Origin of the sequence: Pectobacterium polaris, assembly GCF_002307355.1 — a bacterium.
In the GTDB taxonomy this organism is placed as follows: Bacteria; Pseudomonadota; Gammaproteobacteria; order Enterobacterales; family Enterobacteriaceae; genus Pectobacterium; species Pectobacterium polare.
On record NZ_CP017481.1, the window covers coordinates 2,748,408 to 2,774,623 of the forward strand.

Genomic DNA, 26,216 nt, shown 5'->3' on the forward strand with positions numbered 1-26,216 from the left:
ATTCATGCTAATAATATTTATTGCAATTATTAATTTACATGTCCTGCTTCTCCAGAGTAAGATGATTGTGTTATACGAACCGCTATAGACGGGATTTTCTTACTGAGTTAGGTAGTCAGGTAATTATAATCTGGCTATTCTTTTCGGATTAGCGAACGATGCGGATAAACAGTGTGGATAGATCGATGATTGCTGTTGGTAAGCCTGTATTGTGGCATGAATGGCTATTTTGAATAATCGAAGAGTAGGGTACAGGGGCGCTTGTTAAGTCAAAAGACATCCAGCGCCTATTTTTTAATAAGTAGGGGTACTAAAGGTATATATGAACCATTCGATTTTCATGAAACCCAGCGTATATGCAACGGGAACATGACTAATCTATATCGTTTTACCAGCCGCAGACGTTAGTGTCTTCATCCGCATCGTAGCCACGTACGATATTAACCAGTTCTTTTACTGCTTCAGCTGAAATTGTCTTGTCTTTTAACTCTTCGACCGTAGCGAGCTCTTTATCAACGGACACGCCGTTATTATTATTCGTGACTGTTAGCAAAAAACCTTTGTTATTTTCACTGGCTGAAGGCAGTTCGTTGAGTAATTCCACGACTGCACCTGCGGCGAAATCTGGCACATAAAAAGCCATCGGTTTAAGATAAGTTTTTTCTGCTTTCTCATTATTTTCGTGGTTCAATAATGTTAAAGAATAGCCTTTATTTTCACTTGTCATTATGTTTACCTCAACCTTCTATCAAAATTTTCGGATCGACATAAAAGTCTACGTTAAATAGCGTATCATCAGATAACGCTTCGATTCTGTGCCATTTCTCTGGGGGGAATACGCCAAATTGCCCGGCTTCGATCGTCAACGTTTCGACGGGATCAGGACTTGTCTCATCGGCGTAGCCATAATAACGAATCGTCCCTTGCATCACGCACAAGCGCGGGTAGACGCCTTGACGCGTCCCTGCATCCAAATGGCGCTTCCAAATAGACGCTGGGGCAGTTTCTTTTGTCCAGAAAGGCGTGGTACGGGTATGAACATAATTCGCGGGTATAATAATTCGTTCCATGTTTAAACCTCATGCTTTACCCAGCCACATTGCAGGGCGGGAAGGAAAAAACCATATAGTGCATATCATATACCTCTTTTAATGTTTGTGAATTATTTTCTGCTAATTAATTTTTTACAATACCGCAACACGTCGCGGAAAGGCTGTATTATCAAGGTTCGACGTTTCTCATATCGATTATTTTTCTGCGCTTATGGAAGGGAGGGAAAACTAACATCAAGGAATAGTTACATTAAGTTATTTTTTGATGGTCTACTTATTAGGGATGTTGAGTTTAATAAATTACCCTTCTCGTTACTCAATTAGGGTTATTGTTAAAGGTAAATCAAAAGAGTAGAAATGAGAAAATATAACGCTACTCTATGGTGAGGTTTTAACTCAAATGAAAAAGAACGTAAAACTCAGCTCGTTTTATTATGGTTTCCCTGTTTTCCTTGTTACGACGACGGATAATAGCAACGGAGAAGTCAATGTTGCTTCTATATCGTCGTCAATTTCTCTCGGTGATAAAATTATTATCGGTGTCACGAAAGGAAGTAAGACCTACAGTAATTTATTATCTGGATCTGATGTTGTCATCAATATTCCTGATTACAAACTGTGGGAGAAAGTTGAAGAACTGGGTAAGTTGACCGGGAGCGATACGCTATCTGAAGGCCAGATTAAATGGGGCGTTGAGGTCTGCCACGACAAATTTTCCAAAGTCGGCCTTCACACTGAAGCCTCTACCGATATTACGCCGCCTCGGGTGATTGAATGTCCTATCCAGGCGGAATGTAAAACCGTCAGCACGACGGACAAAGGGCGTTTTATTCTTGTCGAACTGGATATTGTGAATGTCTGGGTGGAGAGCGAGCTATTAGGAGCAAATGACGTTGTTGATTCGTCAAAATGGAAGCCTCTGATCTACAACTTCCGCGAATACGACACCACGGGTGACGCATTAGGTTTTAATTTTAAATACGGGCATTGATCTTATCGAGAGAATGCTGCCGCAGTGTTTACTGATGGTGGCGTTCTCTCATTTTTTAATCGTTAATGCTCTAAAAACCGAGGTGTTACATGGTTAACGCTTCTTCTCGGTGAAGCGTAATTTTTTAGCGTTTTGGGACGTTTATAACATGCCGGATTTTTGTTTCTGAATGGGCAGGATTTTGAGTCAGGCAACACAATATATGACTCATTCTTCCCTAAAATAAGCGTCAGACGGAACGCGACATTGTTCTGATAATTCAGCGATGTGTGCTGTACAAAAATCGATATAGGCTCTGGCCGTTGAAGAGATGTGCTGCTGCTTTTTGTATACCAGATGCAAAGACGAATAGGGCAACGGGTACTCTGGAAGCAGCTCAGTTAGCTCTCCTCTTTTAATATATTCAGCAGCGAAAAACGCCGGTAATTCGGTGATGAAATCCCCGGCAAGAGCACCTGCTCGTAAGTGAAGATAATCATTAACCGTCAATACGGCGGAGACGTCATAAGCGTGATTGCCCAGCATCCACACCGGGCGAGCATCAATTACGGATCCCCAGGCTGCACACGGGAACCTCATCAGGTCAGCTGGTTCACGCAGGGGCGGTGACGCCTTTAGTAATCCCGGGCTGGCAACAAGAATATGGCGAAAATCCATTAAATGCCGTGCAACAACGGAATCATCGGCGATGCTACCTACCCGTAAGGCAACATCGACCCCGTCTGATATCAGATCCACTCTTCTCTCGGTGGAATACACGTTTACCGCAATGCGTGGGTATGTCTGCTGAAACTGCCTGATGATTTCCCACCAGGGCCCCATAGACTGGGGAAGCGTCAGTCGCAGGCGTCCGGTGATGTGGGGATGACCTGACACTACAGATTGTTCCGCGTCGTTAAGGATATCCATCGCAGAGCTTGCGTGGTTAAGTAATCTTTTCCCGGCTTCCGTTACCTTGCAGCCTTTCGCTGTTCGTTCAAGCAGCAGCACCTTGAGCTCTTTTTCCAGATCTTGAATCCTGCGACTCAGTGTCGGCAGTGGGATGTTGTTCTCTCGTGCAGCAGCAGTCAGGCTGCCGCTCCGGGCAGCCATGACGAACATGTTAAGCGCATTCAGATCCAATATTGCATCCTCTCAGATATGGAAGATCTACTTTCATTTTCTGCTCTACATACTAAAGAATTGGCTCAGTAAAAAGTATCTGTTTTCAGGCAACAGGCTATTAAAAGCCAGAAGGGGCAAGCATTATGCGTAAAACCGCACTGCAACACTTTGGACGAGATTTTGACTTTCCTCATGCGATTCAGGGGCTGCCGACTAAGCTCTCAGATGTGGAAGGTCTGGAGATTGGTTCATTTCAGACTAACGATGGCGTGTCACTTTCCTACTGGAAAGCTGGCAAGGTGACGTTTGGCAATCGTATTTCTCGCTTTTCCGCTGATGTGAATGACTTCTTCACTGCACTGAAGGGTGAATCACTTGCCGGGAAAGAGTGCTTCCTGACTGAGAATACGTGAGCGGCAAACCGCTAGAATCTCATCGGCGAGGGCGGAATCATCTGGGCAGGCACGCGATAACATCAGAGCGCCGACAAGGTGAGCAAGGGTGCTAATTCTTTCGGCGCGCACGTCGTCTCCCGACCCATTCTCGCTTTCTAATGTTGCCAGTTGATTCTCAATTCCAGCCGCGAAACTTTCCTTAATGGATGCTGACTGGCGTGCTGAATCCACACCAAGCGCTGACATCACACAGCCAGTTCCCATCGAATCACGATGCTTGCGGGAGAGATATTGCTCTACAAAACCCGCCATATCGACACCCACGGTATTTTCTATCGAATGCGAAAAACCGCAGCTCATCGCTTCCGACATCAAATCTGCCTTGGAGCTAAAGTGTTTGTAAAATCCGCCGTGCGTTAAACCTGCGGCTGACATGAGTTCCGCTATACCCACTCCGTCATACCCCCGCTCACGAAACAGCACCGAGGCCGTCTCAACGATACGCATTCGATTTTCGCGAACCTGCTCTTTCGAAACTTTCATCGCTTTAGGGTCCTCTCTTAAAAAGTTATGTCACAAGTATACATTGATGATGATCGTAATCAAACCGTTTGACTTTTTAGATTACGATCATCATCATTATGTTTAGCGTTTCACCAATCACTATCAAGGGAACAAGCATGACGAACCGACAATTATTCCAACCCTATAATCTTGGGCCATTAACACTCACCAACCACATTGTGATGGCACCGTTAACACGCAATCGTGCCGGAAAAGGTCTGGTACCTAGCGAACTGGCAGCAACGTATTACGCGCAGCGTGCCACTGCCGGTCTGTTGATTACTGAAGCTACGCAGATCTCCGCACAAGCGCAGGGCTATCAAGATACCCCGGGGATCTACACGCCAGCGCAAATTGAAGGATGGCGTAAAGTGACTGACGCGGTTCATGCCAAAGGCGGGCATATCTTCGTACAGCTATGGCACGTAGGGCGTATATCCCATGTCGACTTACAACCAGGTGGCGCAGCGCCAGTTGCCCCTTCAGCCATTCGTGCCGAGACTAAAACGTTTGTGAACAATGGATTCTCGGACGTCTCTGAGCCACGTGCGCTCGAACTGGGAGAAATAAAAAGCATTATCGACGATTTCAGGAAGGCAGCAGCCAACGCGATTGCCGCTGGATTTGATGGTGTTGAGATTCACGGTGCGAATGGTTACCTGCTGGAACAGTTCCTTAAAGACGGTGCCAATCAGCGTACAGATGAGTACGGCGGTTCTGTCGAGAATCGTGCGCGCCTGCTGTTAGAAGTCACCGCCGCCGTTAAAGAGGAGATTGGTGCCGATCGCACGGGTGTGCGCATTTCACCGGTTTCCCCTGCTAATGCGATTTCTTGCAGCGATCCGCAGCCACAATATGACTATGTCGCTGATCAACTCAATGCATTAGGCATCGTGTATCTCCACGTCGTTGAAGGCGCTACGGGCGGCCCGCGTGATGCATCACCGTTTGATTACGATTCTCTGCGTCGACGCTTTAAAAATACCTACATTGGTAATAACGGCTATGACCTGACGCTGGCTTCAACTCACCTCTCTGAAGGCAAAACCGATCTGTTCGCGTTCGGTCGTCCGTTCATCTCCAACCCGGATCTGGTCGAAAGACTGAAGACGGGCGCGCCTCTGGCCTCACTCAATCCTGAAACACTTTATGGCGGTGGCGCAGCGGGATATACCGATTACCCGTCGCTTACCGAGACCAGCAAGTAAAGCGGCTGGTGCCACGGTTCTACCTGTATCGCACATTGCGGATTCTGTTTACACATTAATAAAGAAGATCAACTTATGACTAAAGCTTCAGTTCTCATTACAGGCGCATCAACGGGTATTGGCGCGGTTTACGCTGAACGGTTCGCCCGCCGAGGCCACGATCTTGTGCTGGTCGCCCGCGACAAAGCAAAGTTAGAGACACTTGCCAATCGTCTGCGACAGGAAAATGGCATTTCTGTCGATGTTTTGCCTGCTGACCTCACGCAACCGAGTGATTTAGCCGTGGTCGAAGCTCGCCTGCGTGAAGATGCGCAGATTGGCATTCTTATTAATAACGCGGGTATCGCACAGTCTGGCAGTTTTACAGAGCAGACGCCTGATTCGATAGAACGCCTTATCGCGCTTAACGTCACCGCCCTGACCAGACTGGCCAGTGCCGTGGCACCACGATTTGTGCAAGCGGGTGAAGGTTCGATCGTCAACATCAGTTCCATCGTCGGGCTCGCCCCAGAATTTGCAATGACGGTTTACGGCGCAACGAAAGCCTTTGTTCTTTTCTTATCTCAGGGAATGAGTCTTGAGCTATCGCCCAAAGGTATTTATGTCCAGGCGGTACTTCCTGCCGGTACTTATACGGAAATCTGGGACCGTGCAGGTATCGACATCAGTAATTCTCCAAAATTCATGGAAGTGGGCGAGTTAGTGGATGCCGCACTGGTTGGCTTTGATCGTCGGGAGCTTGTCACTATTCCACCTTTACATAATGCTGCACGCTGGGACACCCTCGATGCTTCGCGTCAGGTTTTGCTTTCAGACATCAAACAAGATGAAACTGCAGAGCGATATAAAGCCCTTTAGCCAATGAGCCGCACTCTGCAGGACGCGAATCGCAGTCTTTGGCTGTTCTGCAGAGGAGTATGCCCCAAACCACTTATGAAGGTCTTATTTCAGCATGACAAATAAACGTGTAGCGCTTGTGACGGGGGCCTCATCAGGAATTGGCGAGGCATCGGCTAACAAACTATTAGCCGCGGGGTATACGGTCTATGGCACGAGTCGACGCGGCTCTCAGGCCGGTAAACATTCCTTTCCTTTATTGGCACTTGATGTCACCGATGACGCGTCCGTACAGGCCGTTATTGATGAGCTGCTGCGGCGGGAAGGCCGGATCGATATTTTGGTGAATAATGCAGGCTTTGGTATTGCGCCGGCGGCAGCAGAAGAAAGTTCGATCGAACAGGCTAAGAGCCTTTTCGACACGAATTTCCTCGGTATAGTCCGGTTGACTCGAGCGGTCGTTCCCCACATGCGCCGTCAGGGCAGCGGTCGCATCATCAACATCGGTTCGATATTGGGAACGATTCCGTTGCCGTATGTGGCACTTTATGCAGCCAGTAAACATGCGGTCAAAGGGTATTCGGGATCGCTGGATCATGAACTACGGACTCAAGGCATAAGAGTGTCTGTGATCGAACCTGCGTACATAAAAACCCAATTTGAAGTCAATAATATAGAACCAGACGCGAAGCTTGATGAGTATGAAAGTATTCGGGCTAAGTTGACGAAAGTTGTTGGTAAAGCGATGGCTGAGGCGGAAAGCCCCGAGAGGGTGGCGGACGTCGTCGTTAAAGCGGCTCAGAGTTCACAGCCTAAGTTGCGCTACACGGCGGGGAAATTGGCTGGTCAGTTGAATTTTTTGCTTAGATTTGCGCCCGCAAAATTCCTCGACAAAGTGGTGCGTAATAGTCTTCAGCTTGATACGACAGGATAAATAAAAAATGAATAATAAGACGATGAAAGCCTTCACGTTTAAACGTTATGGTAAGCATCCTGAATTGGGATTCGATGACGTAGATTATCCTTCGCTCAACGCTGATGAAATCTTGGTTAACGTTTACGCTGTGGGGCTAAACCCTATCGACAATATGATCCCTACCGGAATATTTAAGCCCGTTCTGCATTTTACGCTCCCTGCAACATTGGGCAGTGACCTGTCTGGTGTCGTCATCGCGGTAGGGAGCAGTGTGACTCGTTTCGCGCCAGGCGATGAAATTTTTGCCAGCATTTTCGATAGGGGAACGGGCTCTCTCGCCGAATTTGCCGTGGTGCCTGAGAACGCTGCGGCCATGAAACCAGAAAATCTGGATTTTGTGCAGGCGGCTTCGCTCCCGATGGTGAGCCTCACATCCTGGCAGGCACTGATCGAGCGCGCTAAACTCCAGCCTGGTCAGAAGGTTTTGATCCCAGCAGGTTCGGGGGGCATTGGTACCTTTGCAATCCAACTGGCGAAGCACCTTGGGGCAACGGTGGGAACGACCACGAGTACAGGCAATGTTGAATGGGTAAGTCATCTTGGCGCAGATGAAGTAGTTGACTATAAAAAGCAAGACTTCGAAAACGTGCTGAGCGGCTACGATATTGTACTTGGCACTCTCAGAGGTGATGCGATTGAAAAATCTATCAACACGCTTAAGCCTGGAGGCATCATTGTTTCTCTCATCGGGCCGTTAGATGCCGCGTTCGCACGGGCTCGGCGAGTAAACTTTTTTCTGACTTTCGTTTTCTGGTTGATGAGCCTAAAGATTATGCGCCTTTCGAAAAAGCGGGGCACGGCCTACACATTTCATTTCGTTCGACCTGATGGTGCTCAACTGACCCAAATTGGCAAACTCCTTGAAACGGAACAAATCAAGCCAGTGATTGACAAGGTATTTTCTTTTGCTGAAACAAAAGATGCACTTACCTATCTTGCCCAAGGGCATGCAAAGGGAAAAGTTGTCATCAAGATGCAGGGGTAACGTCTTTCCGTTAACAACGACGTCATCATGCTCGAACCAACGTGACCCCAAATCTGACCACCACATTCTCCCGATGTGGGGGAAAACGGAATGTGTACCGGAAAGACGTTTGCACGTGAAGGAATTGAATAAATGGATAAAAAAATCCCGCTTACGTTTCCCTTTCTCTACAGATAACACGCCATCGAAACGAATATATTAACGCCAGCATGGCATTTATAGCATTTATAGCATTTATAGGACCCGGTCTTTTGACCGGGTGAAGATAGATATTTTAGAGATAATTTAAGCGGAAGGAGAACATGTAAAATTATATTGTTGCTGTATCTATCACATAGCGATAACGAGCTTTCTTATTGAATACATTATCCCACGCCTCATTAATTTGCTCTGCCTTGATAATCTGAATTTTCGGTAAAATTTTATTATTGGCACAGTAGTCAACGACTTCCTGTGTTTCTTTCATACCGCCGATCATTGAGGCATTAAAATTCACTCTGGAGGCTGCAAGCCCAAGTGCACTCAGTGTTAGTTGAAAACCTTCAGGCATACCAACCTGGGTAAACGTGCCGTAAGGTTTCACTACCGAAGCATAGGCGGCGACATCATACTGATAAGGGATAGTGGAAATCATATAATCCAGCGTTCCCTGATACGGCTTCATTTTGCTAAGGTCATCCACTACGATCACTTCTTTCGCGCCAAAGGACAAAATATCTTGGGTCTTTGATGCTGAAGTCGTGAAAGCGTAAACTTCAGCGCCTTTGGCAACGGCAAGTTTTATCGCCATGTGTCCCAGGCCGCCGATACCTGCCACGCCTACCTTCATACCTTTGCCGATGTTCGCTTTCATCAATGGGGAGTAGGTAGTAATACCTGCACACAACAACGGCGCAGCTTCTTCAAAACTAATATTGTCTGGAATATGTACGACAAAATGGTCGCGCACAACGATATTCGTCGAATATCCCCCTTGAGAGATACCTGTCGGTGAGTCTTTTTCCGGGAAACCGTAGGTGAAAATGGTCGCAGGGTTATACTGTTCAACGTTTTCCAGTGTTGCCAGTTCATTACGAGGCAGCGTACTGTTAACCATGCAGCCAACCCCTGCACGATCGCCGACTTTAAAGCGTGTGACGTTTTTTCCGACTGCGGCGACCACACCGACGATTTCGTGTCCGGAAACTTGAGGGTATTTCTGTACTCCCCAGTGGCCTTTCATCTGGTGGATGTCGGAATGACAGATACTGGCGTATTTCGTTTCTATCAGAATATCGTTATCACCGACTGGACGGCGTTCGAACGACCAGGGTGCAAGTTTCCCTGAGGTATCAAAAGCAGCATAACCACGAGATTTGATATTCAGATCTTTGCTGTTTGCGGCAAGAGCTCCTATCGGACTCCCCATCAGCAGGCCTGCACCAATCACGGCACCAGAACGAATGACAAAATCTCGGCGGCTTAGGTCTTTATTTTCGCTCATACTCGTTACTCCTACAGAAGGGGGGATATTCATCTCGAAATGATGATGGCAGTCGGATAACAGCAATAATTCTCATGAATCGTATAGGTGAACTGGCATTGCTTTGGCGAGTCAGTAATTTTCTTTTTCCATACTGAGAACGAATTACTGTTATATCTGTTAGCACTATTCGCAATCTGTACAGTAAGCCAGAGCAGCAAAATTATCTTATCTGCCGAGATAATCTATCGATATACAAAATCACCAAATTTCTTGCCTGATTCTCCAGAATGTATTTTCATCTATAGTCCTGTGCGAGCAAATGGATATACTGCGTGTGATTATCAACGTGGGGAATAGCCATGCTGGAAAACGATTGGCAAGACTATAGCAAAGTAGATACATTCGAGATGATGCGTGTATCGATGGCAAACAGCATAGCGCGTCGAGTAGAAGGCAATAAAGATTGCCTGTGCAGTATTAACAATCTAATCCTTTTTCGCCGTAATGCACCTGTGCCACCCACTCTCTGCCTTGTTGAGACAAGTATTGTTCTGGCTGTACAGGGGGAAAAGCAAATGCTGGTAGCAGGCGAAAGTTATGCTTACAACGCCTCTCGCTTCCTCATCACATCGCTTGATATTCCTGCTTATTCTCAGGTGTTGGAGGCAAACCCAGAAAAACCCTGTCTAGGGTTGTCGTTCAAACTTGATTTACGCCTTATGGCCGAATTAATGGCTCAAGGTGACGTTCATCTGCCCGCCGAGCGCTCCAGTGATTATGATGTCGGCATTGGCTTGGGAGCGGTGACACCCGCGTTATTGGAGCCTTTCAAACGTCTGATTGACCTGTTAGACGATCCCGACTCAATTCCTGTGTTGGCACCGTTGATTGTACGAGAAATTCACTATCGCCTACTGCGTAGCGATCAAGGGGCACGACTGTGGCAGATAGCCTGTGTCGGTAGCCAAGGGCACCGAGTTGCCCGGGCGATTGATTGGTTGAAATTAAACTACAGTAAGACGCTGCGTATTGAAGAGCTTGCTGCGCATTTACAAATGAGTACGTCCAGTTTATATCAACATTTTCGCCAACTGACAGCGATGAGCCCATTACAATACCAGAAATGGTTACGCCTCAGCGAGGCCAGACGCCTGATGTTTAGTGAGGGGATGAATGCGGCAAGTGCAGCCTTTCAGGTAGGCTATGAGAGTCCGTCACAATTCAGCCGTGAATATACCGCGCTTTTCGGAACGCCGCCAAAACGAGATATCGAAGGGCTGCGACGACAGTTTAGTGGTCAGCTTTCTTAAACGAAATAATAAACATTTAATAGGGAAATGAATTTTCATTCCGAAAGATTATCTTTTTTGACGTTTTCGCAGTAAATCTTAAGTTGGTCAAAGGGATAATTGAGAGACGGATCTTCACGGAAAGCAGTTAATAAATAATCTACCGTTGCGTGTACACGAGGTGCTATAAGCGCTCTGTGTGGGTACTGAATAACCATCTCGTAATTCCCTGGATCGTGTTTGCCCATAAGCACTATTTTCAACGACCCTTCTTTTAGATAGCGAAGCGCGTGATGAACCCCAACCTGAGCAATGCCGAGTCCCAGACAGGCTGCTTGAACTTGAGCTTCCGGTGCGGAAATAGTAATAACAGCATTGTCGGGTTCCATGGTTGTCAGGCTGCCATCTTCTGAGCGAAATCCCCATGGCGAGACCTTTCCACCTAAAAAGCGACGAGCTATCAAGTGATGTTTGCTTAGCTCTTGGGGGGACTGAGGGGCTCCATAGTTTTTAAGATACTCAGGAGAGGCGACGAGAATCATACCTAATTGACAGACTGGGCGAGATATCAGTGTCGAATCGACGATGCGTCCTCCCCTGATGGCCAGATCATATCCATCACGGATCAGATCTACCATTCTGTCATCAAAATCGACCTCCACGGACAGAGATGGATAGCGGGCTCGTAACCCTGAAAGCACGGGTAACACTTGCTCCCGTCCGAATGCTGCACTGGTTGAAATACGAACATGCCCACTAATTTCCATTTTTCTCGCGACGACAGCATCAACCGCAGTATCCAGAGCATCAATAGCAATACGCGCTTGCTTAAGAAAGAGTTTTCCCTCATCGGTGAGGCTCAGTTTACGGGTTGTCCTGTTCATCAGGCGTATACCCAAAACCTGCTCAAGACTCGCCACATTTTTACTGACCGCTGCCGAGCTTATCCCTAACGAGCGAGCTGCTGATGCAAAGCTCCCGACATCAGAGGCTTCGACAAATGAAAGTATGGCTCGGACACGTTGTGAAAGTTCCATATCTATACCTCGGGAAATGATGCTTAAGATGGTAAAAGACGTATGCGCTGATTGACAACTTGAGGTTATCAATTCATCAACCATATGTACTGTTAAATAATGGGTAAGCGTTGTGCATAATGGTCCCAACAACACATACGAGATACCGTCCTTTTTTCAAGTTAGCCATAAAGTACACCATTTCTCTAACAAGTTATGGTGAATTTCATAGATAGAATCTAAAAAACTATTTCTGTAGGTGGTTAACATTTCAGGAAAAACATCACACAGGGAATCCTTTTGTCTGGGCTTGATTATTATTCTTACTAAAGTCAGCGCCTGATAGAAATAGCAATTGTTGGAATGGGAGTCTTATGAAAGGAAATGGAAAGGCATTTTTTCATCTTTGATATATGCAATAATTTGAGGTTCTTTCACCATGAAAACGTTAGTTATCGTTTCTCACCCTTACGCTTCTCAATCACGGGTAATTAAAATGCTTCAACAAACTGTTGAAGCGCGAAACGACATTGTCGTTCGTAATCTCGAATCTCTTTATGGTAATACCATCAGTGAGTTTGATGTTGTGGCAGAACAAGCGGCCAGTGAAGACGCGGACCGCATCGTGTTCATGTACCCAACCCACTGGTTCAACCTTACTCCGAATCTTAAAGCTTATCTTAACGAAGTCTGGACTTATGGCTGGGCATTTGGTCCGGGGGGAGAGGCGCTTAAAGGTAAAGAAATGCTAGTGGTAACCACTGCCGGTGCCAGTGAGCATCTGTATTCCCATGATGGTTTGATTGACAGTACGATGGATGGCGTGCTCACCCCAATGAAGGCCAGTGCACGGTATGTGGGGATGAAGTACGTCGAACCTCTTGCATTCTTTGAAGTTACTCAAGCGGATAAAGAGACCTTATTAGATTTTCAGACTAAGCTCTCAGCGAGACTCCAATTCTGATAAGTCTGGCTATTTATTTTAAAGGGGTTCGTTATGAATAAAATGAAGTTAATTTTATCCGGGTTTATTTCTTTTCAAATACTTCTCATCGGGTTGTTTTCTGTCAACGCATCAATTGCTGCAGATAACGTTCATCGTTCAGCAATAAAAACACTTGTGATTGTTTCACATCCTTACCCAGAACGCTCTGTGATGATAAAAGGATTACAGCAGGCTGCAGAAAGTGTTGAAGGTGTGACTGTTAGAAATTTAGAAACTATTTATGGCTATGATACTCGTGGTATTGATAGCAATAAAGAAAAACTGCTTACACGCCAGAATGAACGCATTGTTTTTCTTTTCCCTACGCATTGGTTCAACATAACGCCTATGATGAAAGCGTATCTAAACGACGTTTGGGGAAGTGTAGGGCCGGGACTCTGGCAGGGCAAAGAAATGTTAATTGTAACGACTGCCGCAGGTGATGAAAGCACTTATGGTAGTTCAGGAAGGATTGGCATGAGTCTGGCAGAGGTTTTTGCACCAATGAAGGCCAGTGCACTGCATGCTGGAATGGTCTATTTACCGCCGTTAACATTCCAATCTGTCAGTTCTTCACGACTGCCTGAATATCAAAAAGAATTTATACAGCGGCTTGAGAAATAGCACCGTTTATATTTTAGATTATTTTCTGTGTCGAATAATATTAATTATCATTGTGATCAAGAGGCTCTATCGTGCCTCTTTTTTTTCAGTAAAATGCATGCCTAACGTGTTCATTATTATTAAATGGCAAGTTACCGTACTCCCGTAGTGTATCTATCGCGCAAAACCTGAACAAAAGCCATAAATGCTGGTGAATCTTTTCTGCGATGTGGATAAAAAATATGAAATCCATCAAAGTATGGAGACCATTCAGGTAAGACTGAAATCAGTTTTCCTTGTTTAATATAATCATCAGCTACATATTCAGGTATATACGCAATACCAATGCCATCAAGAGAAGCATCTAATTGATGAATGGTACTGTTGACAGTGTACAAGCCTTTGACTTTGAGACTGAACTTTTGCTCGCCTTTTTCAAACTCCCATGCATAAAGGCCACTAGTATCTGAATAGCGGACATTAATGCAATTATGGGTTAGCAAATCCTGCGGCGTTCGGGGTTTAGGATATCGGCTAAAATATCCTGGTGAGGCAACTAAGAGTTGACGCCAGTCATGGCTTATTCGAGCCGCAATCATATCGCTATTGAGGGAATCTCCGGGACGAATACCAGCATCAAAACGCTGTTCCACAATATCAGTGAAACCGTAGTCAATTCCAACCTCAATTTGGATATCAGGGTAGCGAGCAAAAAATTCGGGTAAAATAGGTCTGACGAGATACTGTATAACGTCATCAGAAGCAGTGATACGGAGCGTTCCTGTCGGCTTCTCCCTAAGTTCGCTTAGCCGACCTATCGCATCATCCACTTGCTCAAGCAAGGGGCCTATTTCATTGCTTAATCTTTCCCCCGCCTCTGTTGTCGAGATGCTGCGGGTGGTTCTCGCCAGCAGTCTGATACCCAGTCGTTCCTCTAGTGACTTCATTGCATGGCTGACAGCTGAAGGTGTGACACCCAATTCAGCGGCTGCTTTAGTAAAGCTACGCTGTCTGGCTACGCTTAAAAAGACTTTTAGTTCATCCACTGGCATCACCCCTTGCTATTTTTTATATCGTTGAATAAAACCCATGATATCAACTCTCTTTTTATTGATGAATTTTCCTCACAAGACATTTTAAAAAAAAAGGCAATTAAAAAACCGGCTAGGCAATGATAAAATAACGTTATTCAAGTGAGATGTAATTTACCATAAATATTAATTTTCTATCTATTTTTTAAACCCGATAAGGCCATGTTATGCAAAATTTTGTTTACCAAAATACCGCCAAAATTCTATTTGGTAGAGATCAGATCTCTAGCCTTTCCCAAGAGATTGCGCTAGATAAACGAGTCATGATCGTTTATGGAGGAGGGAGTGTTAAAAGAAATGGCGTTTTAAAACGAGTTAAAGACGCACTGCAAAATACAATTGTATTCGAGTTCGGTGGTGTCGAAGCTAATCCGCACTATGAAACGCTTATGAAAGCGGTGGATATTGTTAAGCAAGAAAAAATTGACTTCCTTTTAGCTGTTGGTGGCGGTTCAGTCATTGACGGCACAAAATTTATTGCAGCAGCAGCCTGTTATGAAGGTGATGCCTGGGATATTGTCAAAAGTTATGGCAGCGTTGTGGAAAAAGCCCTGCCGATTGGCTGCGTACTTACTCTCGCGGCTACTGGTTCAGAAATGAATAATGTTTCTGTTGTCACAAAGGCTGCGACAAAAGATAAACTTTTTTTTGCATCGCCTTATATTATGCCTCAGTTCTCTATATTGGAGCCTGAACTCACTTTTACGCTACCTGAAAACCAGACAGCTAATGGTGTGATTGATGCATTTGTTCATATTCTTGAGCAGTACATAACGTACCCAGTGAATGCAAAAGTACAGGACCGTCTTGCGGAGGGGCTGCTGAATACACTCAAAGAAGAAGGTCCAAAAGTATTAGTATCCCCAGAAGATTATGATGCCAGAGCAAATATTATGTGGTCGGCTACGATGGCACTTAACGGCCTGCTCAGTACAGGCACGCCTGCTGACTGGGCTACTCACTTAATTGGGCAGGAAATTACTGGGCTGTATGGTCTCGATCATGCTCAAACATTAGCTATCGTTATGCCTGCTATCTGGCAATATTGCCGTTCAGAAAAGGCGGAAAAACTTGCTCAGTATGGCACCAGAGTTTGGGATATACCGGCTTCTGATACTGACACAATGGCCGAGCAAGCTATTCAGGCGACCATTAAATTCTTTGAGGAAATGGGAGTAAAAACGCATTTGTCTGACTATGGACTGGGTGAGGAAATTATTCCTGAAGTTATTAATAAACTTGAAGAACATGGGCATGTTGCTTTAGGCGAGCACTCTGCTATCACGACTGAGAAGGTTGGGGAAATTCTGAGACTGGCTCTTTAAGATGTATTGTCAATCGTTATGGCAATATCATTCTTTCCATAGAGAAAGAAAAGTAATAACTGAAGGGTAAATAGCGTTATTAATACGCGAAGCTTCAGTTTTCTTAAGTTTTAACCAAGAATTAATCAGCCCAAAAGAAATTGCCATTTAATAAAGGATGGCAATTTCTGAGGGTGAATTATAGTCGATATCAAGTGATAAAAAGGTCGTGGTAGGCCTTGTATGAAATAATAACACGCCATCACCAGAGCAACCCGATGTGGCCGTTGTTGAACACGGTATGACCTCGAACAGCACATTTCCGGAAATAAGCGTAGGGTGGCTAAAGCGTCGCGGTATTAGGCTTAGATATTTGGGCATAGGCCGTTACATTTATGCCGACGTTTTCTCTCGCTTTCTCTCGCAGTGTTGCTATATCCCGCTTTGGAGCAACGCCAAACATACGACTGTATTCGCGACTGAATTGTGATGGACTTTCATATCCAACCTCGAAAGCCGCCGTTGAAACGTCACGGTGTTCGTTCAGCATCAGTCGTTTCGCCTCATTCAGGCGCAACCATTTTTGATACTGAATTGGACTCATCGCCGTCAGTTGCCGAAAGTGCTGATGGAATGATGGCGTACTCATCTGAGAATGGTGAGCCAACTCTTCAACCCGCAAGGGCAATGCAAAGTTCACCTTGAGCCAATCTATCGCCTTTCCAATTCGGTGCCCATGGCCATCGACGGCTGCAACTTGTCGCAGCCTGGCAGCCTGATCGCTCATCAACAACCTGTAGTGAATCTCACGTTGAATCATTGGCTCAAGAATGGGGATGGCCTCTGGTTCATCCAACAATGCCACTAGACGGCTGAACGGCGCTAAGATCGCCTCCGTGACGGTACCAATACCTACGCCGGTACTTACTGATCTATCCCTTCGAGACGACAAATTGCCGTGGGCGATCAACTCAGCCAAAACTCGCTGATCCAGTTTGAATGCTAACCCTAAACACGGTCGGTCACTGCTTGCCTCTGTGACTTCTGAGTTCGCGGGCAGGTCAAGCGATGTGACCAGAAATCGCGATGAATCATATTCGTAGCCCTCACCACCGACCCACATCTTCTTGGCCCCATCCACAACCAGAACGATGCTGGGGGGAACCATACAACTGACTGGTGGAGCGGGTGCATTGCGGCGAAAGAGATCCAAACCCGGAATCGCAGTGCCGAAATCGCCTGTGCCAGGTGTGCGCTCACCGATGTCGCTAATCAGCGTACTCAGGTAGTCATCTCGTTGCTTCTTGGGGGATTGTGCAGAAATCATCTTGGCTCGCTCCTCTACGAATTTCACTTCTCACTGTAGCCTATCTGAGACGCGTAAGCCTATAGGACCTGCAAAGGTTCATAGGATTAGGCATGTAAACCATAGAAATATGCTAATGGAACGCAGGTCAAAGATTCTACAATCCTCACACCAAGAACGAGCATGCCTTGGCGCTTGGAATTAGTAGACACGCCAACAGGCCGAGCTGTGATAGCGGTTGGGTCTGGACGAGATAAAACAGAACAGTGGTCGTGTTACCAGAACCGTTTGTAGGCTGCGCTGGAACGCTCATCGACAACGTACCAAATCAATGAACAAAACGGGTATGTCAACGGCATGCCAGCATCTCCTGTGTTATGAGTAATGAGGAAATACTTACGTGTTATTAGATCGCAGCAGCCAACATTTTCATGGCGAAGAACGAAAAGCATGGGGCGCCGTAGTTGCGATGTCTTTGGCCGCCTTCGCTTTAGTCGCCTCGGAATTTATGCCTGTCAGCCTGTTAACACCTCTGGCAACTGACTTACTGATCACCGAGGGTCAGGCAGGTATGGGTATCTCGGTATCCGGACTGTTCGCCCTGTTCACCGCGCTTTTGATTACACCCATCGCCGCCAAGGTGGAACGCAAGCGCCTACTGTTATCTATGATCCTGCTTATGGTCGTTTCTGGAACAATAGTTGCGTTCGCTGCCAACTACGAAATGTTCATGGCTGGACGAGCGCTCATCGGCGTGGCAATTGGCGGTTTCTGGTCACTTAGCGCTGCCACATCCATTCGTCTTGTTCCAACCCATCAAGTGCCAAAAGCCCTTGCATTCGTCAACGGTGGCAATGCACTCGCCACGGTTATTGCAGCGCCAGTGGGCAGTTACCTCGGCGCTTTCATCGGCTGGCGATGGGCATTCTTTACCGTGGTTCCGGTCGCCATGATAGCACTTGCGTGGATCATGCTCAGCATGCCCAGACTGGCACCTCGTCCCACATCGTCAGGCTCGGGCAATGTTCTCCTGCTTCTCAAGAAGCCGCCCATCGCATTGGGGATGTTAGCAGTCGCGGGTTTCTTCATGGGCCAGTTTATGCTGTTCACGTACCTGCGACCTTTCCTTGAAACGGTAACCCGACTCGATATCTCGATGGTGTCTTTCGTGCTGCTGCTGATCGGCGTCGGTGGCCTTATCGGTACGTTTCTGATCGGAGCCTTCCTGAAAGACGGCGGCCTGTACAAAACACTGGTCAGCGTGCCGATCATGATGGCGATCATCGCACTGGCGCTGGTGGAATATGGTGATGCCATGTTAACGACCGCAGTACTTCTGGTCATTTGGGGGCTAATCGCGACGGCGACGCCGGTGGCGTGGTTCACCTGGATTGCACGTTCGGTTCCGAATGACGTCGAGGCAGGTGGTGGCCTTTTCGTTGCCATTTGCCAACTCGCGATTGCTCTCGGAGGCACTGTCGGCGGAATCCTTTTTGACACGCTCGGCTACCGGGCGACGTTCGAAGTTAGTGCACTTCTGCTTGCTGCGACTGCCGTTCTCTCTTACCTCGCGGGCCGGTCAGCAGTTAAAGCTGCTAGCAAAGAAGACGTTCATGCGAGAGAGGCTCTGGCATTGGGCGAGTGAATGATGCGCGGTATTACGGAATAGGCCATCCCGATGTGTATCAGATCCAACATGAACGGCAGAGCAGTACCCGATATCGGTATGTATTAGGCAAAAATGTCGTGGAGTGAGTTGTCATCGCCTTTTCTCGGCGAGCCATAACCCTGCTTCACACCTTTTGTAATCAAGAAAAATTGACTTAAAAGGAGCTAGAGATGGAGCAATTCTCTTTCTACAACCCGACCCGAATTGAATTCGGATCAGGAAAGGAAGCCGAGATCGGAAAGCACCTCACCGAGCACCGGATTAGCAACGTTCTGCTGTGCTACGGAAGCGAACGTATTAAACGTGAGGGATTGTTTGATGTCGTGAGCCGAAGCCTTGCAGAGCAAGGTATCACATTTGTAGAACTTGGCGGCATCGTCAGCAATCCAGTTCTTTCGAAAGTTCGTGAAGGCATCGAACTCGCCCGAGCACATGGTGTAGACGCCGTCCTGAGCGTAGGGGGTGGTTCCGTGCTTGACAGCGCCAAGGCGATCGCTGCGGGCGCACAATACGAAGGTGATGTATGGGATCTGTTTGTCGGGAAGGGGGCTCTTACATCGGCACTCCCCTTGTTTGCGATCCTAACGATCGCAGCGACGGGCAGCGAAATGAACGGTTATGGCGTGGTCACTAACGAAGAGACTCAGGAAAAGTTATCCATCGGTAATGACCACACACGTCCCAAGGTATCCATACTCAGCCCGGCGCTCATGGCCGGTGTATCACGCGACTATCTGGCCTATTCGGCTGCTGACATCATCTCGCATCTTATCGAGGTGTATTTTACCGCAACGGTTCAGCCCAAATTGCAGTCACGTCTCGTCGAATCGCTGATTAATACCGTGATCGACACAACGCGTTCGTTGCTGGATAACCCTGCCGACGATGCTGCGCGTGGGGAGTTTGCCTGGGCAGCCACACTGGCGCAAAACGGCCTGACGTTCTCCGGCTGTGCGGGGTTCGGCTACCCCAACCACGCAATAGAGCATTCATTGTCGGCGCTGTTCAACGTGCCGCACGGTGCGGGGCTTTCAGTTGTTATGCCTGCCTGGATGAAGTGGTACCAGGAGCAGAATAAATCTCAGTTCGAGCGCTTTGCCAAGTATGTGTTCGGTTTACCGTCGGCCGAAGAGGGCATTGCTGCATTGGAACGCTGGTTCGTCGAGATCGACACACCCATCCGCTTGGGACAGTTAGGCATACAGGAATCGGATCTACCCGCCATCGTGGCCAACGTGCAAATCAATGTGAAGGCGTTCGGCATCGCAGATGCCTATCCCCCCCATGTAGTGACAGACATTCTCAAACGCGCGCTGTGAGGCGAGCACTATTTACCTAATCCTGAAGGAGTAAAGCTATGACCCGTTTATTTTCTCCAACGAATTTCTTCAAAGTTGCACTCATCGCAAGTGCTATATCAATGGTCGGCGTACAGTCAGCTACGGCTCAGACTCAGGCGTCTACCGCAGATACACCGTTGCAATTGGTCCAAACTTGGGACAAGACCTTCCCCCAGAGCAAGAAAGTTGATCACCAGAAGGTCACCTTCAAAAATCGCTACGGCATCACCCTTGCCGCCGACCTGTATCTACCAAAGAACCGTGAGAATCAGAGTCTGCCTGCGCTGGTGGTTGGCGGTCCGTTCGGTGCAGTGAAGGAACAAGCATCAGGCTTGTACGCGCAAACTCTTGCCGAGCGCGGTTTTGTTACGCTGGCCTTCGATGCTTCCTATACAGGGGAGAGCGGCGGCGAGCCACGTAACGTAGCGTCACCGGATATTAACACTGAGGATTTCATGGCGGCGGTGGATTTCATCGGGCTGCAACCCTATGTCAATCGTGAGCGTATCGGTGTGATTGGCATCTGCGGTATGGGCGGCATAGCATTGAATGCCGTGGCTGCCGACAAGCGTGTCAAAGCCGTTGTCGCCAGTACCATGTATGACATGAGCCGTGTCATGTCTAAAGGGTATAACGATAGCGTGACGCCAGAACAACGGGAGCAGACGCTGGAGAAATTGAGTCGGCAGCGCTGGGAAGATGCGGCAAACAAAACACCCGCTTACCAACCGGCCTATAACCACTTGAAGGGCGGCGAAGCGCAGTTTCTGGTTGATTACGCTGACTACTATATGACGCCACGTGGTTATCACCAGAGGGCTGTCAACTCTGGTAACTCTTGGACGGTCACCACGCCGCTGTCGTTCATGAATATGCCGATCCTGACTTACATCAAAGAAATTTCGCCACGTCCTATCCTGTTTGTCCACGGTGAAAAGGCTCACTCGCGTTACTTTGCGGAAACTGCTTATGAAGCCGCAGCGCAGCCGAAAGAACTCCTGATCGTTAAAGGTGCCAGCCACGTTGATCTGTATGATCGCATGGACAAGATTCCCTTCGACGCGATGACGACGTTCTTCAATAAATATCTGTAAAACCGATAAATTTGGGGGAAGCATATGGATATCACCTACAACTTCAAGGGACAGGTTGCCCTAGTCACTGGCGCAGCGATGGGAATGGGGCTAGCCACCGCACGCGCGTTCGCACGAAGCGGCGCGTGTGTAGTGTTGGCCGATCGCAATGGTGAACTTGCTGTTCAGCATGCTAGCGCCCTCGTGGCCGAGGGGGCTAGCGCTTTAGGGGTGACTTGTGACGTGACAGACGAAGCCCAGATCGCTTCGACTGTGGATCGAGTCATCGCTGAATATGGGCAGTTGGACATGGCCTTCAACAACGCTGGCATCCAGGTGCCGCCATGTAATGCAGCTGAAGAGTCGGCCGAGGCATTCCAGCGGGTCGTGGCCGTCAACCAGTTTGGCGTTTGGGCAAGCATGAAGCATGAGCTTCGGGTAATGCGTTCCCGAGGAACTGGGGCAATCGTTAACAATTCATCGCTAGGCGGTCTGGTTGGGCTGCCCGGTCGAGCGTCCTATCATGGTACCAAGCATGCCGTTCTGGGCATGACCAAGAGCGCGGCAGTGGAGTATGCGGCTCTTGGCATACGCATCAACGCGATATGTCCAGGCACCATCGACACACCGATGGTGCAGGACATGCTCAACGGACAACCAGAGGCGATGGCTGCTATCCTGAAGGAACACCCGATTGGGCGAGTGGGGCGAGACGATGAGATCGCCGCCGCAGTCCTGTGGCTCCGCAGCTCCGCAGCGAGCTTCGTGATCGGCGTCGGCCTTCCTGTGGACGGTGGTTTCACTGCCCATTGAATGCGCTGATATGGAATGGCAGCCCATCAATCGTGTTGGTGGGCTGCCTATATCGGTCGCAACAATCCCTATCCCCGATAACGGATACCTTCTCGCTTATGGCATATGATATGAGAAGCACACTGATTGGTCTGAGTTGCTTTCTGGCTGCTTCAGCTTTTGCGGCGAGTTTGCCTGAGCCACTACGGGCAAAGGCTGCCGAACTGGCCTACGACGGACTCACCCGAGGGCCTGTACCCATTCCACCCGCCGAGCGGGTCCTGCAAACCGTTGAAGCAACCTCTTGGTTCAAGGTCGCCGACCAAGGGCTTATTCTGGAAGGAGCGATTTTCGACGCTAATGGTAACCTGCTTTTCTGCGATGTGACGGGGCGCCGTGTGCTGCGCTTGTCACCGGACCGGAAATTGTCCACCATCATCACTTTAGAGGGACTACGACCGGGTGGACTGGCGCTGCATAAGGACGGCCGCCTCTTTATTGCCGCTATTGATCTCGATGCTGGGCGAGGCGCTATCTTTGCGTTGAGTCCTGATGGTTCATCCTTGAAGAGCATCATTGATACCGACGCTGGATACTTACCCAATGATCTGGTGTTCGACAGCCAGGGCGGTTTCTACTTCACAGACTTCAAGGGTTCTTCTACGGAACCAAAGGGCGGCGTGTACTACGTCACACCTGATTTCGCTACGATCAAACCCGTCTTGCCAAACTTATCAATGGCGAATAGCCTTGCCCTCAGCCCAGACGGTAAAACCCTGTGGGCCAGCGAATTCGGTCGCAACCTCTTGCATCGTGTCGAATTGGCCGATCCGACGACAATCGCCCCAATCGGCTCTGCCATTCCCTACCGATTTACAGGGCCAGCACCGGACTCGATGCGCGTGGATGCAGATGGCAATGTCTACGTGGCGATTTATGGGCAAGGCCGAATTATGGTCTTCAACCGTAACGGCATTCCCATCGGACAAATTTTGTTGCCTGAGAGGGATAACGGGAAGAACCTGCATTCAACCAGTCTGGCTATACGGCCTGGTACCAATGATCTTTATGTCGTTTCCAGCGATGGTCCTGGCGGACAGCAGGCCGCTATTTTCCACTCAAAGGTTTTTGGCTTAGGTCTTACACCCGAGGTAGTTCATCAGTGAAAGCTTTCAATATCTGGTCTGTGATCAAAGTGGGGCTGATTATTGCTCTTGTGTCTGTACTGGCCGTGGTTGCTTATCTGCAGCATCCCTTGTTTGGTCAGCTTCCAACTGAGGAGCAATTGGCACGCATCACGCAGTCGCGGAACTACCTTCAGGGAGAATTCCGAAACCAACTCGAAACGCCGTTACTGACAACCGATGAATCACAGTTCTCAATCATGTTAAGTAACAGTTTCGGCAACAATGGCAATCCGCGGCCTCCGGGCGCGCTCCCTGCGATGAAAACAGATCTCAAAGCCCTTGATGCAAAAAGGGATTTGGTAGTCTGGCTGGGGCATTCGTCATACTTTGTACAAATGTCTGGGAAACGCATCCTGATTGACCCAGTGTTCAGTGCCAACGCCGCGCCAATCCCGTGGGCCAACGAGGCATTTGAGGGCACAAATCTGTATAGCGCACAGGACATGCCTGACATTGATGTATTGCTGATAAGCCACGATCACTACGACCATCTGGACTATCCCACCGTTCTGGCGCTTCGAGACAAGGTCAAACGAGTGGTCGTTGGCCTTGGCGTTGGGGCGCACTTCAAACGTTGGGGCTACTCTGCTGAGCAGATTCAGGAAGCTGACTGGAATGACATCGTCAAGGAATCTCCTGAGCTGGATATCCACGTCGTTCCGGCCCGACATTTTTCCGGCCGTACGCTGACGCGGGACCAGTCACTCTGGGTTGGTTTTGCGCTATTATCGCCGCAACGTCGTATCTTCTTTAGTGGCGACTCAGGATACGGCCCGCATTTCGCCGCAATCGGCCAGCAACTAGGACCCTTTGACTGGGCAACGGTCGATACAGGGCAGTATGACCCGCGCTGGGCTTATGTGCATATGAATCCCGAAGAGGCTGCTCAGGCTGCTGAAGATTTAAGGGCACGCACGTTTACACCAGGCCATGCAGGCCGCTTCTCAATTTCGCCTCACGACTGGGATGACCCATTTAAGCGAATCACAACGGCAAGCGCCGGGCGTGGATATGCGCTATGGACACCAGAAATTGGTCGCACGATTTATTTAGACGACCAGGCACAGACGTTTACCCGGTGGTGGGAGCAAGTGCGATAGCGCTTATTTTTGAGTGGTTAAGAGATATTGGGGGTCACTCCGTCATCGAACCAACGTGACCCTCAATCTGACCACCAGATTCTCCCGATACTGAGGGAAAACGGAATGTACACCGGAAAGATTTTTGCACGTGAAGGTATTGAATAAAGTGATAAAAACAAAAATCCCGCTTAAGTTTCCTTAAGCGGGATTTTCTAAATTTGGCTCCTCTGACTGGACTCGAACCAGTGACATACGGATTAACAGTCCGCCGTTCTACCGACTGAACTACAGAGGAATCGTGTGAACGGGGCGCATAATAACGGCGTGTGCCGCGCATGTCAAAGGCGTAAACCACAAAATTGCACTGTTCGGTGAGAGAATGTTCAATTTGCCGATATTTTTGGCAAATATCGGCATTTTATCGCGTCCTGCCATCGCTAGAGTGTATTTAGCGGCGCTTTCTGTTTATCGGAAAACGCATACAGCGGCCCTTTTCCTGACAGCGTAAATAGGGATATCGCGGTAAAGGAGAGGGCAATGCCGCCTAAAATCAGGTAAGTGCCATGAAAACCGATGCTGTCATACATATTGCCAGCAAAGATCGACATGAAGATGATGGATACTTGTTTAAAGAAGCAGAAGCACACCAGATAAATTGTCGCGGAAAAGCGGACTTCAAAGACCGTAGTAATGTATTTGAAGCAACCGACAATCAGGAACGGCACTTCAAACATGTGCAGCGTTTTCAGCACAATCACTTCCAGTACGGAACTGGCAAAGGCCGAGCCAATAATGCGCACGGACATAATTGTACCAGCAATGAGCAGGGCGTTTTTACCACCGATACGGTTCACAATCAGCGGTGCGAAAAACATGATGCTGGCATTAAGCAATTCACCCAGCGTGGTGACGTAGCCAAATACTCGCGTCCCTTCTTGTCGGGTCTCGAAAAACGAGGTGAAGAAGTTGGCAAACTGCTGATCGAACACATCATAGGTGCAAGAAACGCCGACGACATAGAGAGTTAGAAACCAGATTTTGCGTTCTTTCAGCAGTTCAGCTGCCATTTTCAGGTTGAACGGTTTCTGGTTGGAACCCACCTGATCGGCAACGAGAGCACTGGATGAGGCCTCTGGTTTCGCCAGCAGCAACAGGATGGCGAGGATGACGGCACAACCGGAACCCAGCCAGAAAACGAACTGGTTATTGATGGTAAACATAATACCGACGATAGACGCACAGAGCGCCCAGCCGAGACAGCCGAACAGACGTGCACGGCCAAATTCAAACTGGCTACGGCGGCTGACTTTCTCGATATAGGCCTCAATAGCTGGTGCACCGCCGTTGTTGATGAACCCCAGGTAAATCCCACCGACGATAGAACCTAAAACGATGTTGTATTTTAGTAATGGGCCGAAAACATAAATAAAGAACGGAGCAAAAAACACCAGCATAATGGTAATAATCCATAGCAGGTGTTTTCTCAATCCCAATTTATCGGAGAGTAAGCCAAATATCGGCTGAAATAGCAGAGCGAAAAAGGAAATGCAGGCGAAGATAATTCCCGTGTCGCTTTTACTTATTTGGTTAATATCATGAAGCCAAATAGGGAAGAAGGGGAAGTAAGCCCCCATGATGAAGAAATAGAAAAAGAAAAACAGGCCGAATATCCAGAAATTCTTATTATGTAGGTAGTACATATTGCTTTCTCCGATATGCATAATATCCGCAACCTTTATTTTGATGGCGGATATACACTTGCTGGATACAATCAGGATGGAAAGAGGCGGTATACCCGTCATACTTCAAGCCGCAGGGTGTTGGCTACGCTCAGTTACCCGAATCACTTACTTGAGTAAGCTCATCGTGATGCCTTCTCTTGCCGCCTGCCTGCAACTCGAA

General features: G+C 48.1%; 25 protein-coding genes and 1 tRNA gene. 16 read left to right on the forward strand and 10 right to left on the reverse strand.

The genetic code is table 11. The features are described 5' to 3' along the window. Positions 1-388: 388 nt before the first annotated feature. Together BJJ97_RS12350 and BJJ97_RS12355 are read right to left on the reverse strand one after the other, a co-directional pair. Entirely contained in the window at positions 389-727 is a 339-nt protein-coding gene (locus BJJ97_RS12350) for a DUF1869 domain-containing protein (RefSeq protein WP_095994110.1), read from the reverse strand. A gap of 10 nt (positions 728-737) precedes the next feature. After that, positions 738-1,070, reverse strand: a complete 333-nt coding sequence (locus tag BJJ97_RS12355) for a DUF1971 domain-containing protein (protein ID WP_095994111.1) — start codon at positions 1,068-1,070, stop codon at positions 738-740. Positions 1,071-1,452: 382 nt separating this feature from the next. On the opposite strand from BJJ97_RS12355, the gene BJJ97_RS12360 reads away from it, so the two are divergent. Next, positions 1,453-2,043 (forward strand): flavin reductase family protein, encoded by a 591-nt coding sequence (locus BJJ97_RS12360; RefSeq protein WP_095994112.1) that lies wholly within the window; start codon positions 1,453-1,455, stop codon positions 2,041-2,043. A 207-nt stretch (positions 2,044-2,250) separates the two neighbouring features. Here the strand turns inward: BJJ97_RS12360 and BJJ97_RS12365 are convergent, their stop codons facing one another. After that, positions 2,251-3,165 (reverse strand): LysR family transcriptional regulator, encoded by a 915-nt coding sequence (locus BJJ97_RS12365; protein WP_095994113.1) that lies wholly within the window; start codon positions 3,163-3,165, stop codon positions 2,251-2,253. 125 nt (positions 3,166-3,290) lie between these two features. Between BJJ97_RS12365 and BJJ97_RS12370 the strand changes: the two genes are divergently transcribed. Continuing rightward, positions 3,291-3,560, forward strand: coding sequence for a hypothetical protein (locus BJJ97_RS12370; RefSeq protein ID WP_193438333.1), 270 nt, complete (start codon positions 3,291-3,293; stop codon positions 3,558-3,560). Here BJJ97_RS12370 and BJJ97_RS12375 read toward each other — a convergent pair. Further along, complete coding sequence (locus BJJ97_RS12375; protein WP_095994114.1) at positions 3,519-4,085, reverse strand: TetR/AcrR family transcriptional regulator; 567 nt, start codon at positions 4,083-4,085, stop codon at positions 3,519-3,521. The two genes, BJJ97_RS12370 and BJJ97_RS12375, sit on opposite strands and share 42 nt — an antisense overlap. Positions 4,086-4,222: 137 nt before the next feature. Between BJJ97_RS12375 and BJJ97_RS12380 the strand changes: the two genes are divergently transcribed. The 4 genes from BJJ97_RS12380 to BJJ97_RS12395 all read left to right on the forward strand — a co-directional run bounded on the left by BJJ97_RS12380 (position 4,223) and on the right by BJJ97_RS12395 (position 8,112). Further along, positions 4,223-5,314 carry an alkene reductase gene (locus BJJ97_RS12380; protein ID WP_095698977.1) on the forward strand — a complete coding sequence of 364 codons (1,092 nt, stop codon included), beginning with the start codon at positions 4,223-4,225 and terminating at the stop codon, positions 5,312-5,314. 75 nt (positions 5,315-5,389) lie between these two features. Next, positions 5,390-6,172, forward strand: a complete 783-nt coding sequence (locus tag BJJ97_RS12385; RefSeq protein WP_095994115.1) for an SDR family NAD(P)-dependent oxidoreductase — start codon at positions 5,390-5,392, stop codon at positions 6,170-6,172. A 94-nt stretch (positions 6,173-6,266) separates the two neighbouring features. Beyond that, positions 6,267-7,085, forward strand: coding sequence for an oxidoreductase (locus tag BJJ97_RS12390; RefSeq protein ID WP_095994116.1), 819 nt, complete (start codon positions 6,267-6,269; stop codon positions 7,083-7,085). A gap of 7 nt (positions 7,086-7,092) precedes the next feature. Next, the gene (locus tag BJJ97_RS12395; protein ID WP_095994117.1) at positions 7,093-8,112 is read left to right on the forward strand and encodes an NADP-dependent oxidoreductase; all 1,020 of its coding nucleotides are present in this window, start codon (positions 7,093-7,095) and stop codon (positions 8,110-8,112) included. Between the two features lie 310 nt (positions 8,113-8,422). On the opposite strand, the gene BJJ97_RS12400 is transcribed toward BJJ97_RS12395, so the two are convergent. Further along, positions 8,423-9,595 (reverse strand): NAD(P)-dependent alcohol dehydrogenase, encoded by a 1,173-nt coding sequence (locus BJJ97_RS12400; RefSeq protein WP_095994118.1) that lies wholly within the window; start codon positions 9,593-9,595, stop codon positions 8,423-8,425. Positions 9,596-9,984: 389 nt separating this feature from the next. Between BJJ97_RS12400 and BJJ97_RS12405 the strand changes: the two genes are divergently transcribed. Next, a complete protein-coding gene (locus tag BJJ97_RS12405) occupies positions 9,985-10,887 on the forward strand; it encodes an AraC family transcriptional regulator (RefSeq protein ID WP_193438366.1) in 903 nt (300 codons plus the stop codon). A gap of 35 nt (positions 10,888-10,922) precedes the next feature. Here the strand turns inward: BJJ97_RS12405 and BJJ97_RS12410 are convergent, their stop codons facing one another. Next, positions 10,923-11,903, reverse strand: a complete 981-nt coding sequence (locus BJJ97_RS12410; protein WP_095994120.1) for a LysR family transcriptional regulator — start codon at positions 11,901-11,903, stop codon at positions 10,923-10,925. 418 nt (positions 11,904-12,321) lie between these two features. Between BJJ97_RS12410 and BJJ97_RS12415 the strand changes: the two genes are divergently transcribed. After that, positions 12,322-12,846, forward strand: a complete 525-nt coding sequence (locus tag BJJ97_RS12415; protein ID WP_095994121.1) for an NAD(P)H-dependent oxidoreductase — start codon at positions 12,322-12,324, stop codon at positions 12,844-12,846. A gap of 33 nt (positions 12,847-12,879) precedes the next feature. Beyond that, positions 12,880-13,491 carry an NAD(P)H-dependent oxidoreductase gene (locus BJJ97_RS12420; RefSeq protein WP_095994122.1) on the forward strand — a complete coding sequence of 204 codons (612 nt, stop codon included), beginning with the start codon at positions 12,880-12,882 and terminating at the stop codon, positions 13,489-13,491. A 131-nt stretch (positions 13,492-13,622) separates the two neighbouring features. Here the strand turns inward: BJJ97_RS12420 and BJJ97_RS12425 are convergent, their stop codons facing one another. Then, positions 13,623-14,516: a LysR family transcriptional regulator gene (locus BJJ97_RS12425; RefSeq protein ID WP_095995364.1), complete on the reverse strand. Its 894-nt coding sequence runs from the start codon at positions 14,514-14,516 to the stop codon at positions 13,623-13,625. A 212-nt stretch (positions 14,517-14,728) separates the two neighbouring features. Here BJJ97_RS12425 and BJJ97_RS12430 point away from each other — a divergent pair, with 212 nt between their 5' ends. Continuing rightward, positions 14,729-15,886 (forward strand): iron-containing alcohol dehydrogenase, encoded by a 1,158-nt coding sequence (locus BJJ97_RS12430; RefSeq protein ID WP_095994123.1) that lies wholly within the window; start codon positions 14,729-14,731, stop codon positions 15,884-15,886. Positions 15,887-16,208: 322 nt separating this feature from the next. Here the strand turns inward: BJJ97_RS12430 and BJJ97_RS12435 are convergent, their stop codons facing one another. Further along, positions 16,209-17,192 (reverse strand): AraC family transcriptional regulator, encoded by a 984-nt coding sequence (locus BJJ97_RS12435; RefSeq protein WP_095994124.1) that lies wholly within the window; start codon positions 17,190-17,192, stop codon positions 16,209-16,211. 448 nt (positions 17,193-17,640) lie between these two features. On the opposite strand from BJJ97_RS12435, the gene BJJ97_RS12440 reads away from it, so the two are divergent. From BJJ97_RS12440 to BJJ97_RS12465, 6 genes are all read left to right on the forward strand, one after another. Then, entirely contained in the window at positions 17,641-18,816 is a 1,176-nt protein-coding gene (locus tag BJJ97_RS12440) for an MFS transporter (RefSeq protein ID WP_167385223.1), read from the forward strand. 194 nt (positions 18,817-19,010) lie between these two features. Continuing rightward, the gene (locus BJJ97_RS12445) at positions 19,011-20,159 is read left to right on the forward strand and encodes an iron-containing alcohol dehydrogenase (RefSeq protein ID WP_095994126.1); all 1,149 of its coding nucleotides are present in this window, start codon (positions 19,011-19,013) and stop codon (positions 20,157-20,159) included. 38 nt (positions 20,160-20,197) lie between these two features. Next, positions 20,198-21,274 carry an alpha/beta hydrolase gene (locus BJJ97_RS12450; protein ID WP_095994127.1) on the forward strand — a complete coding sequence of 359 codons (1,077 nt, stop codon included), beginning with the start codon at positions 20,198-20,200 and terminating at the stop codon, positions 21,272-21,274. Between the two features lie 84 nt (positions 21,275-21,358). Further along, complete coding sequence (locus tag BJJ97_RS12455) at positions 21,359-22,066, forward strand: SDR family oxidoreductase (RefSeq protein ID WP_264372091.1); 708 nt, start codon at positions 21,359-21,361, stop codon at positions 22,064-22,066. A gap of 110 nt (positions 22,067-22,176) precedes the next feature. Beyond that, positions 22,177-23,211, forward strand: coding sequence for an SMP-30/gluconolactonase/LRE family protein (locus BJJ97_RS12460; protein ID WP_095994129.1), 1,035 nt, complete (start codon positions 22,177-22,179; stop codon positions 23,209-23,211). Continuing rightward, a complete protein-coding gene (locus tag BJJ97_RS12465) occupies positions 23,208-24,332 on the forward strand; it encodes an MBL fold metallo-hydrolase (protein WP_095994130.1) in 1,125 nt (374 codons plus the stop codon). The genes BJJ97_RS12460 and BJJ97_RS12465 overlap by 4 nt, the downstream gene beginning before the upstream one ends. Positions 24,333-24,533: 201 nt before the next feature. Here the strand turns inward: BJJ97_RS12465 and BJJ97_RS12470 are convergent. Together BJJ97_RS12470 and BJJ97_RS12475 are read right to left on the reverse strand one after the other, a co-directional pair. Beyond that, positions 24,534-24,609, reverse strand: a tRNA-Asn gene (locus BJJ97_RS12470). 142 nt (positions 24,610-24,751) lie between these two features. After that, positions 24,752-26,014, reverse strand: coding sequence for an MFS transporter (locus tag BJJ97_RS12475; protein WP_039473900.1), 1,263 nt, complete (start codon positions 26,012-26,014; stop codon positions 24,752-24,754). Positions 26,015-26,216: the final 202 nt, after the last annotated feature.

What these genes read in the sequence shown, in the direction of transcription:
- BJJ97_RS12420 (WP_095994122.1), top strand. Translation starts at nt 12,880, where the DNA reads ATGAATAAAATGAAGTTAATTTTATCCGGGTTTATTTCTTTTCAAATA.
- BJJ97_RS12440 (WP_167385223.1), top strand. Translation starts at nt 17,641, where the DNA reads ATGTCTTTGGCCGCCTTCGCTTTAGTCGCCTCGGAATTTATGCCTGTC.
- BJJ97_RS12475 (WP_039473900.1), bottom strand. Translation starts at nt 26,014, where the DNA reads ATGTACTACCTACATAATAAGAATTTCTGGATATTCGGCCTGTTTTTC.
- BJJ97_RS12435 (WP_095994124.1), bottom strand. Translation starts at nt 17,192, where the DNA reads ATGATTTCTGCACAATCCCCCAAGAAGCAACGAGATGACTACCTGAGT.
- BJJ97_RS12395 (WP_095994117.1), top strand. Translation starts at nt 7,093, where the DNA reads ATGAATAATAAGACGATGAAAGCCTTCACGTTTAAACGTTATGGTAAG.
- BJJ97_RS12405 (WP_193438366.1), top strand. Translation starts at nt 9,985, where the DNA reads ATGATGCGTGTATCGATGGCAAACAGCATAGCGCGTCGAGTAGAAGGC.
- BJJ97_RS12375 (WP_095994114.1), bottom strand. Translation starts at nt 4,085, where the DNA reads ATGAAAGTTTCGAAAGAGCAGGTTCGCGAAAATCGAATGCGTATCGTT.
- BJJ97_RS12390 (WP_095994116.1), top strand. Translation starts at nt 6,267, where the DNA reads ATGACAAATAAACGTGTAGCGCTTGTGACGGGGGCCTCATCAGGAATT.
- BJJ97_RS12360 (WP_095994112.1), top strand. Translation starts at nt 1,453, where the DNA reads ATGAAAAAGAACGTAAAACTCAGCTCGTTTTATTATGGTTTCCCTGTT.
- BJJ97_RS12460 (WP_095994129.1), top strand. Translation starts at nt 22,177, where the DNA reads ATGAGAAGCACACTGATTGGTCTGAGTTGCTTTCTGGCTGCTTCAGCT.
- BJJ97_RS12385 (WP_095994115.1), top strand. Translation starts at nt 5,390, where the DNA reads ATGACTAAAGCTTCAGTTCTCATTACAGGCGCATCAACGGGTATTGGC.
- BJJ97_RS12400 (WP_095994118.1), bottom strand. Translation starts at nt 9,595, where the DNA reads ATGAGCGAAAATAAAGACCTAAGCCGCCGAGATTTTGTCATTCGTTCT.
- BJJ97_RS12350 (WP_095994110.1), bottom strand. Translation starts at nt 727, where the DNA reads ATGACAAGTGAAAATAAAGGCTATTCTTTAACATTATTGAACCACGAA.
- BJJ97_RS12410 (WP_095994120.1), bottom strand. Translation starts at nt 11,903, where the DNA reads ATGGAACTTTCACAACGTGTCCGAGCCATACTTTCATTTGTCGAAGCC.
- BJJ97_RS12450 (WP_095994127.1), top strand. Translation starts at nt 20,198, where the DNA reads ATGACCCGTTTATTTTCTCCAACGAATTTCTTCAAAGTTGCACTCATC.
- BJJ97_RS12370 (WP_193438333.1), top strand. Translation starts at nt 3,291, where the DNA reads ATGCGTAAAACCGCACTGCAACACTTTGGACGAGATTTTGACTTTCCT.
- BJJ97_RS12445 (WP_095994126.1), top strand. Translation starts at nt 19,011, where the DNA reads ATGGAGCAATTCTCTTTCTACAACCCGACCCGAATTGAATTCGGATCA.
- BJJ97_RS12355 (WP_095994111.1), bottom strand. Translation starts at nt 1,070, where the DNA reads ATGGAACGAATTATTATACCCGCGAATTATGTTCATACCCGTACCACG.
- BJJ97_RS12430 (WP_095994123.1), top strand. Translation starts at nt 14,729, where the DNA reads ATGCAAAATTTTGTTTACCAAAATACCGCCAAAATTCTATTTGGTAGA.
- BJJ97_RS12415 (WP_095994121.1), top strand. Translation starts at nt 12,322, where the DNA reads ATGAAAACGTTAGTTATCGTTTCTCACCCTTACGCTTCTCAATCACGG.
- BJJ97_RS12455 (WP_264372091.1), top strand. Translation starts at nt 21,359, where the DNA reads ATGGGGCTAGCCACCGCACGCGCGTTCGCACGAAGCGGCGCGTGTGTA.
- BJJ97_RS12380 (WP_095698977.1), top strand. Translation starts at nt 4,223, where the DNA reads ATGACGAACCGACAATTATTCCAACCCTATAATCTTGGGCCATTAACA.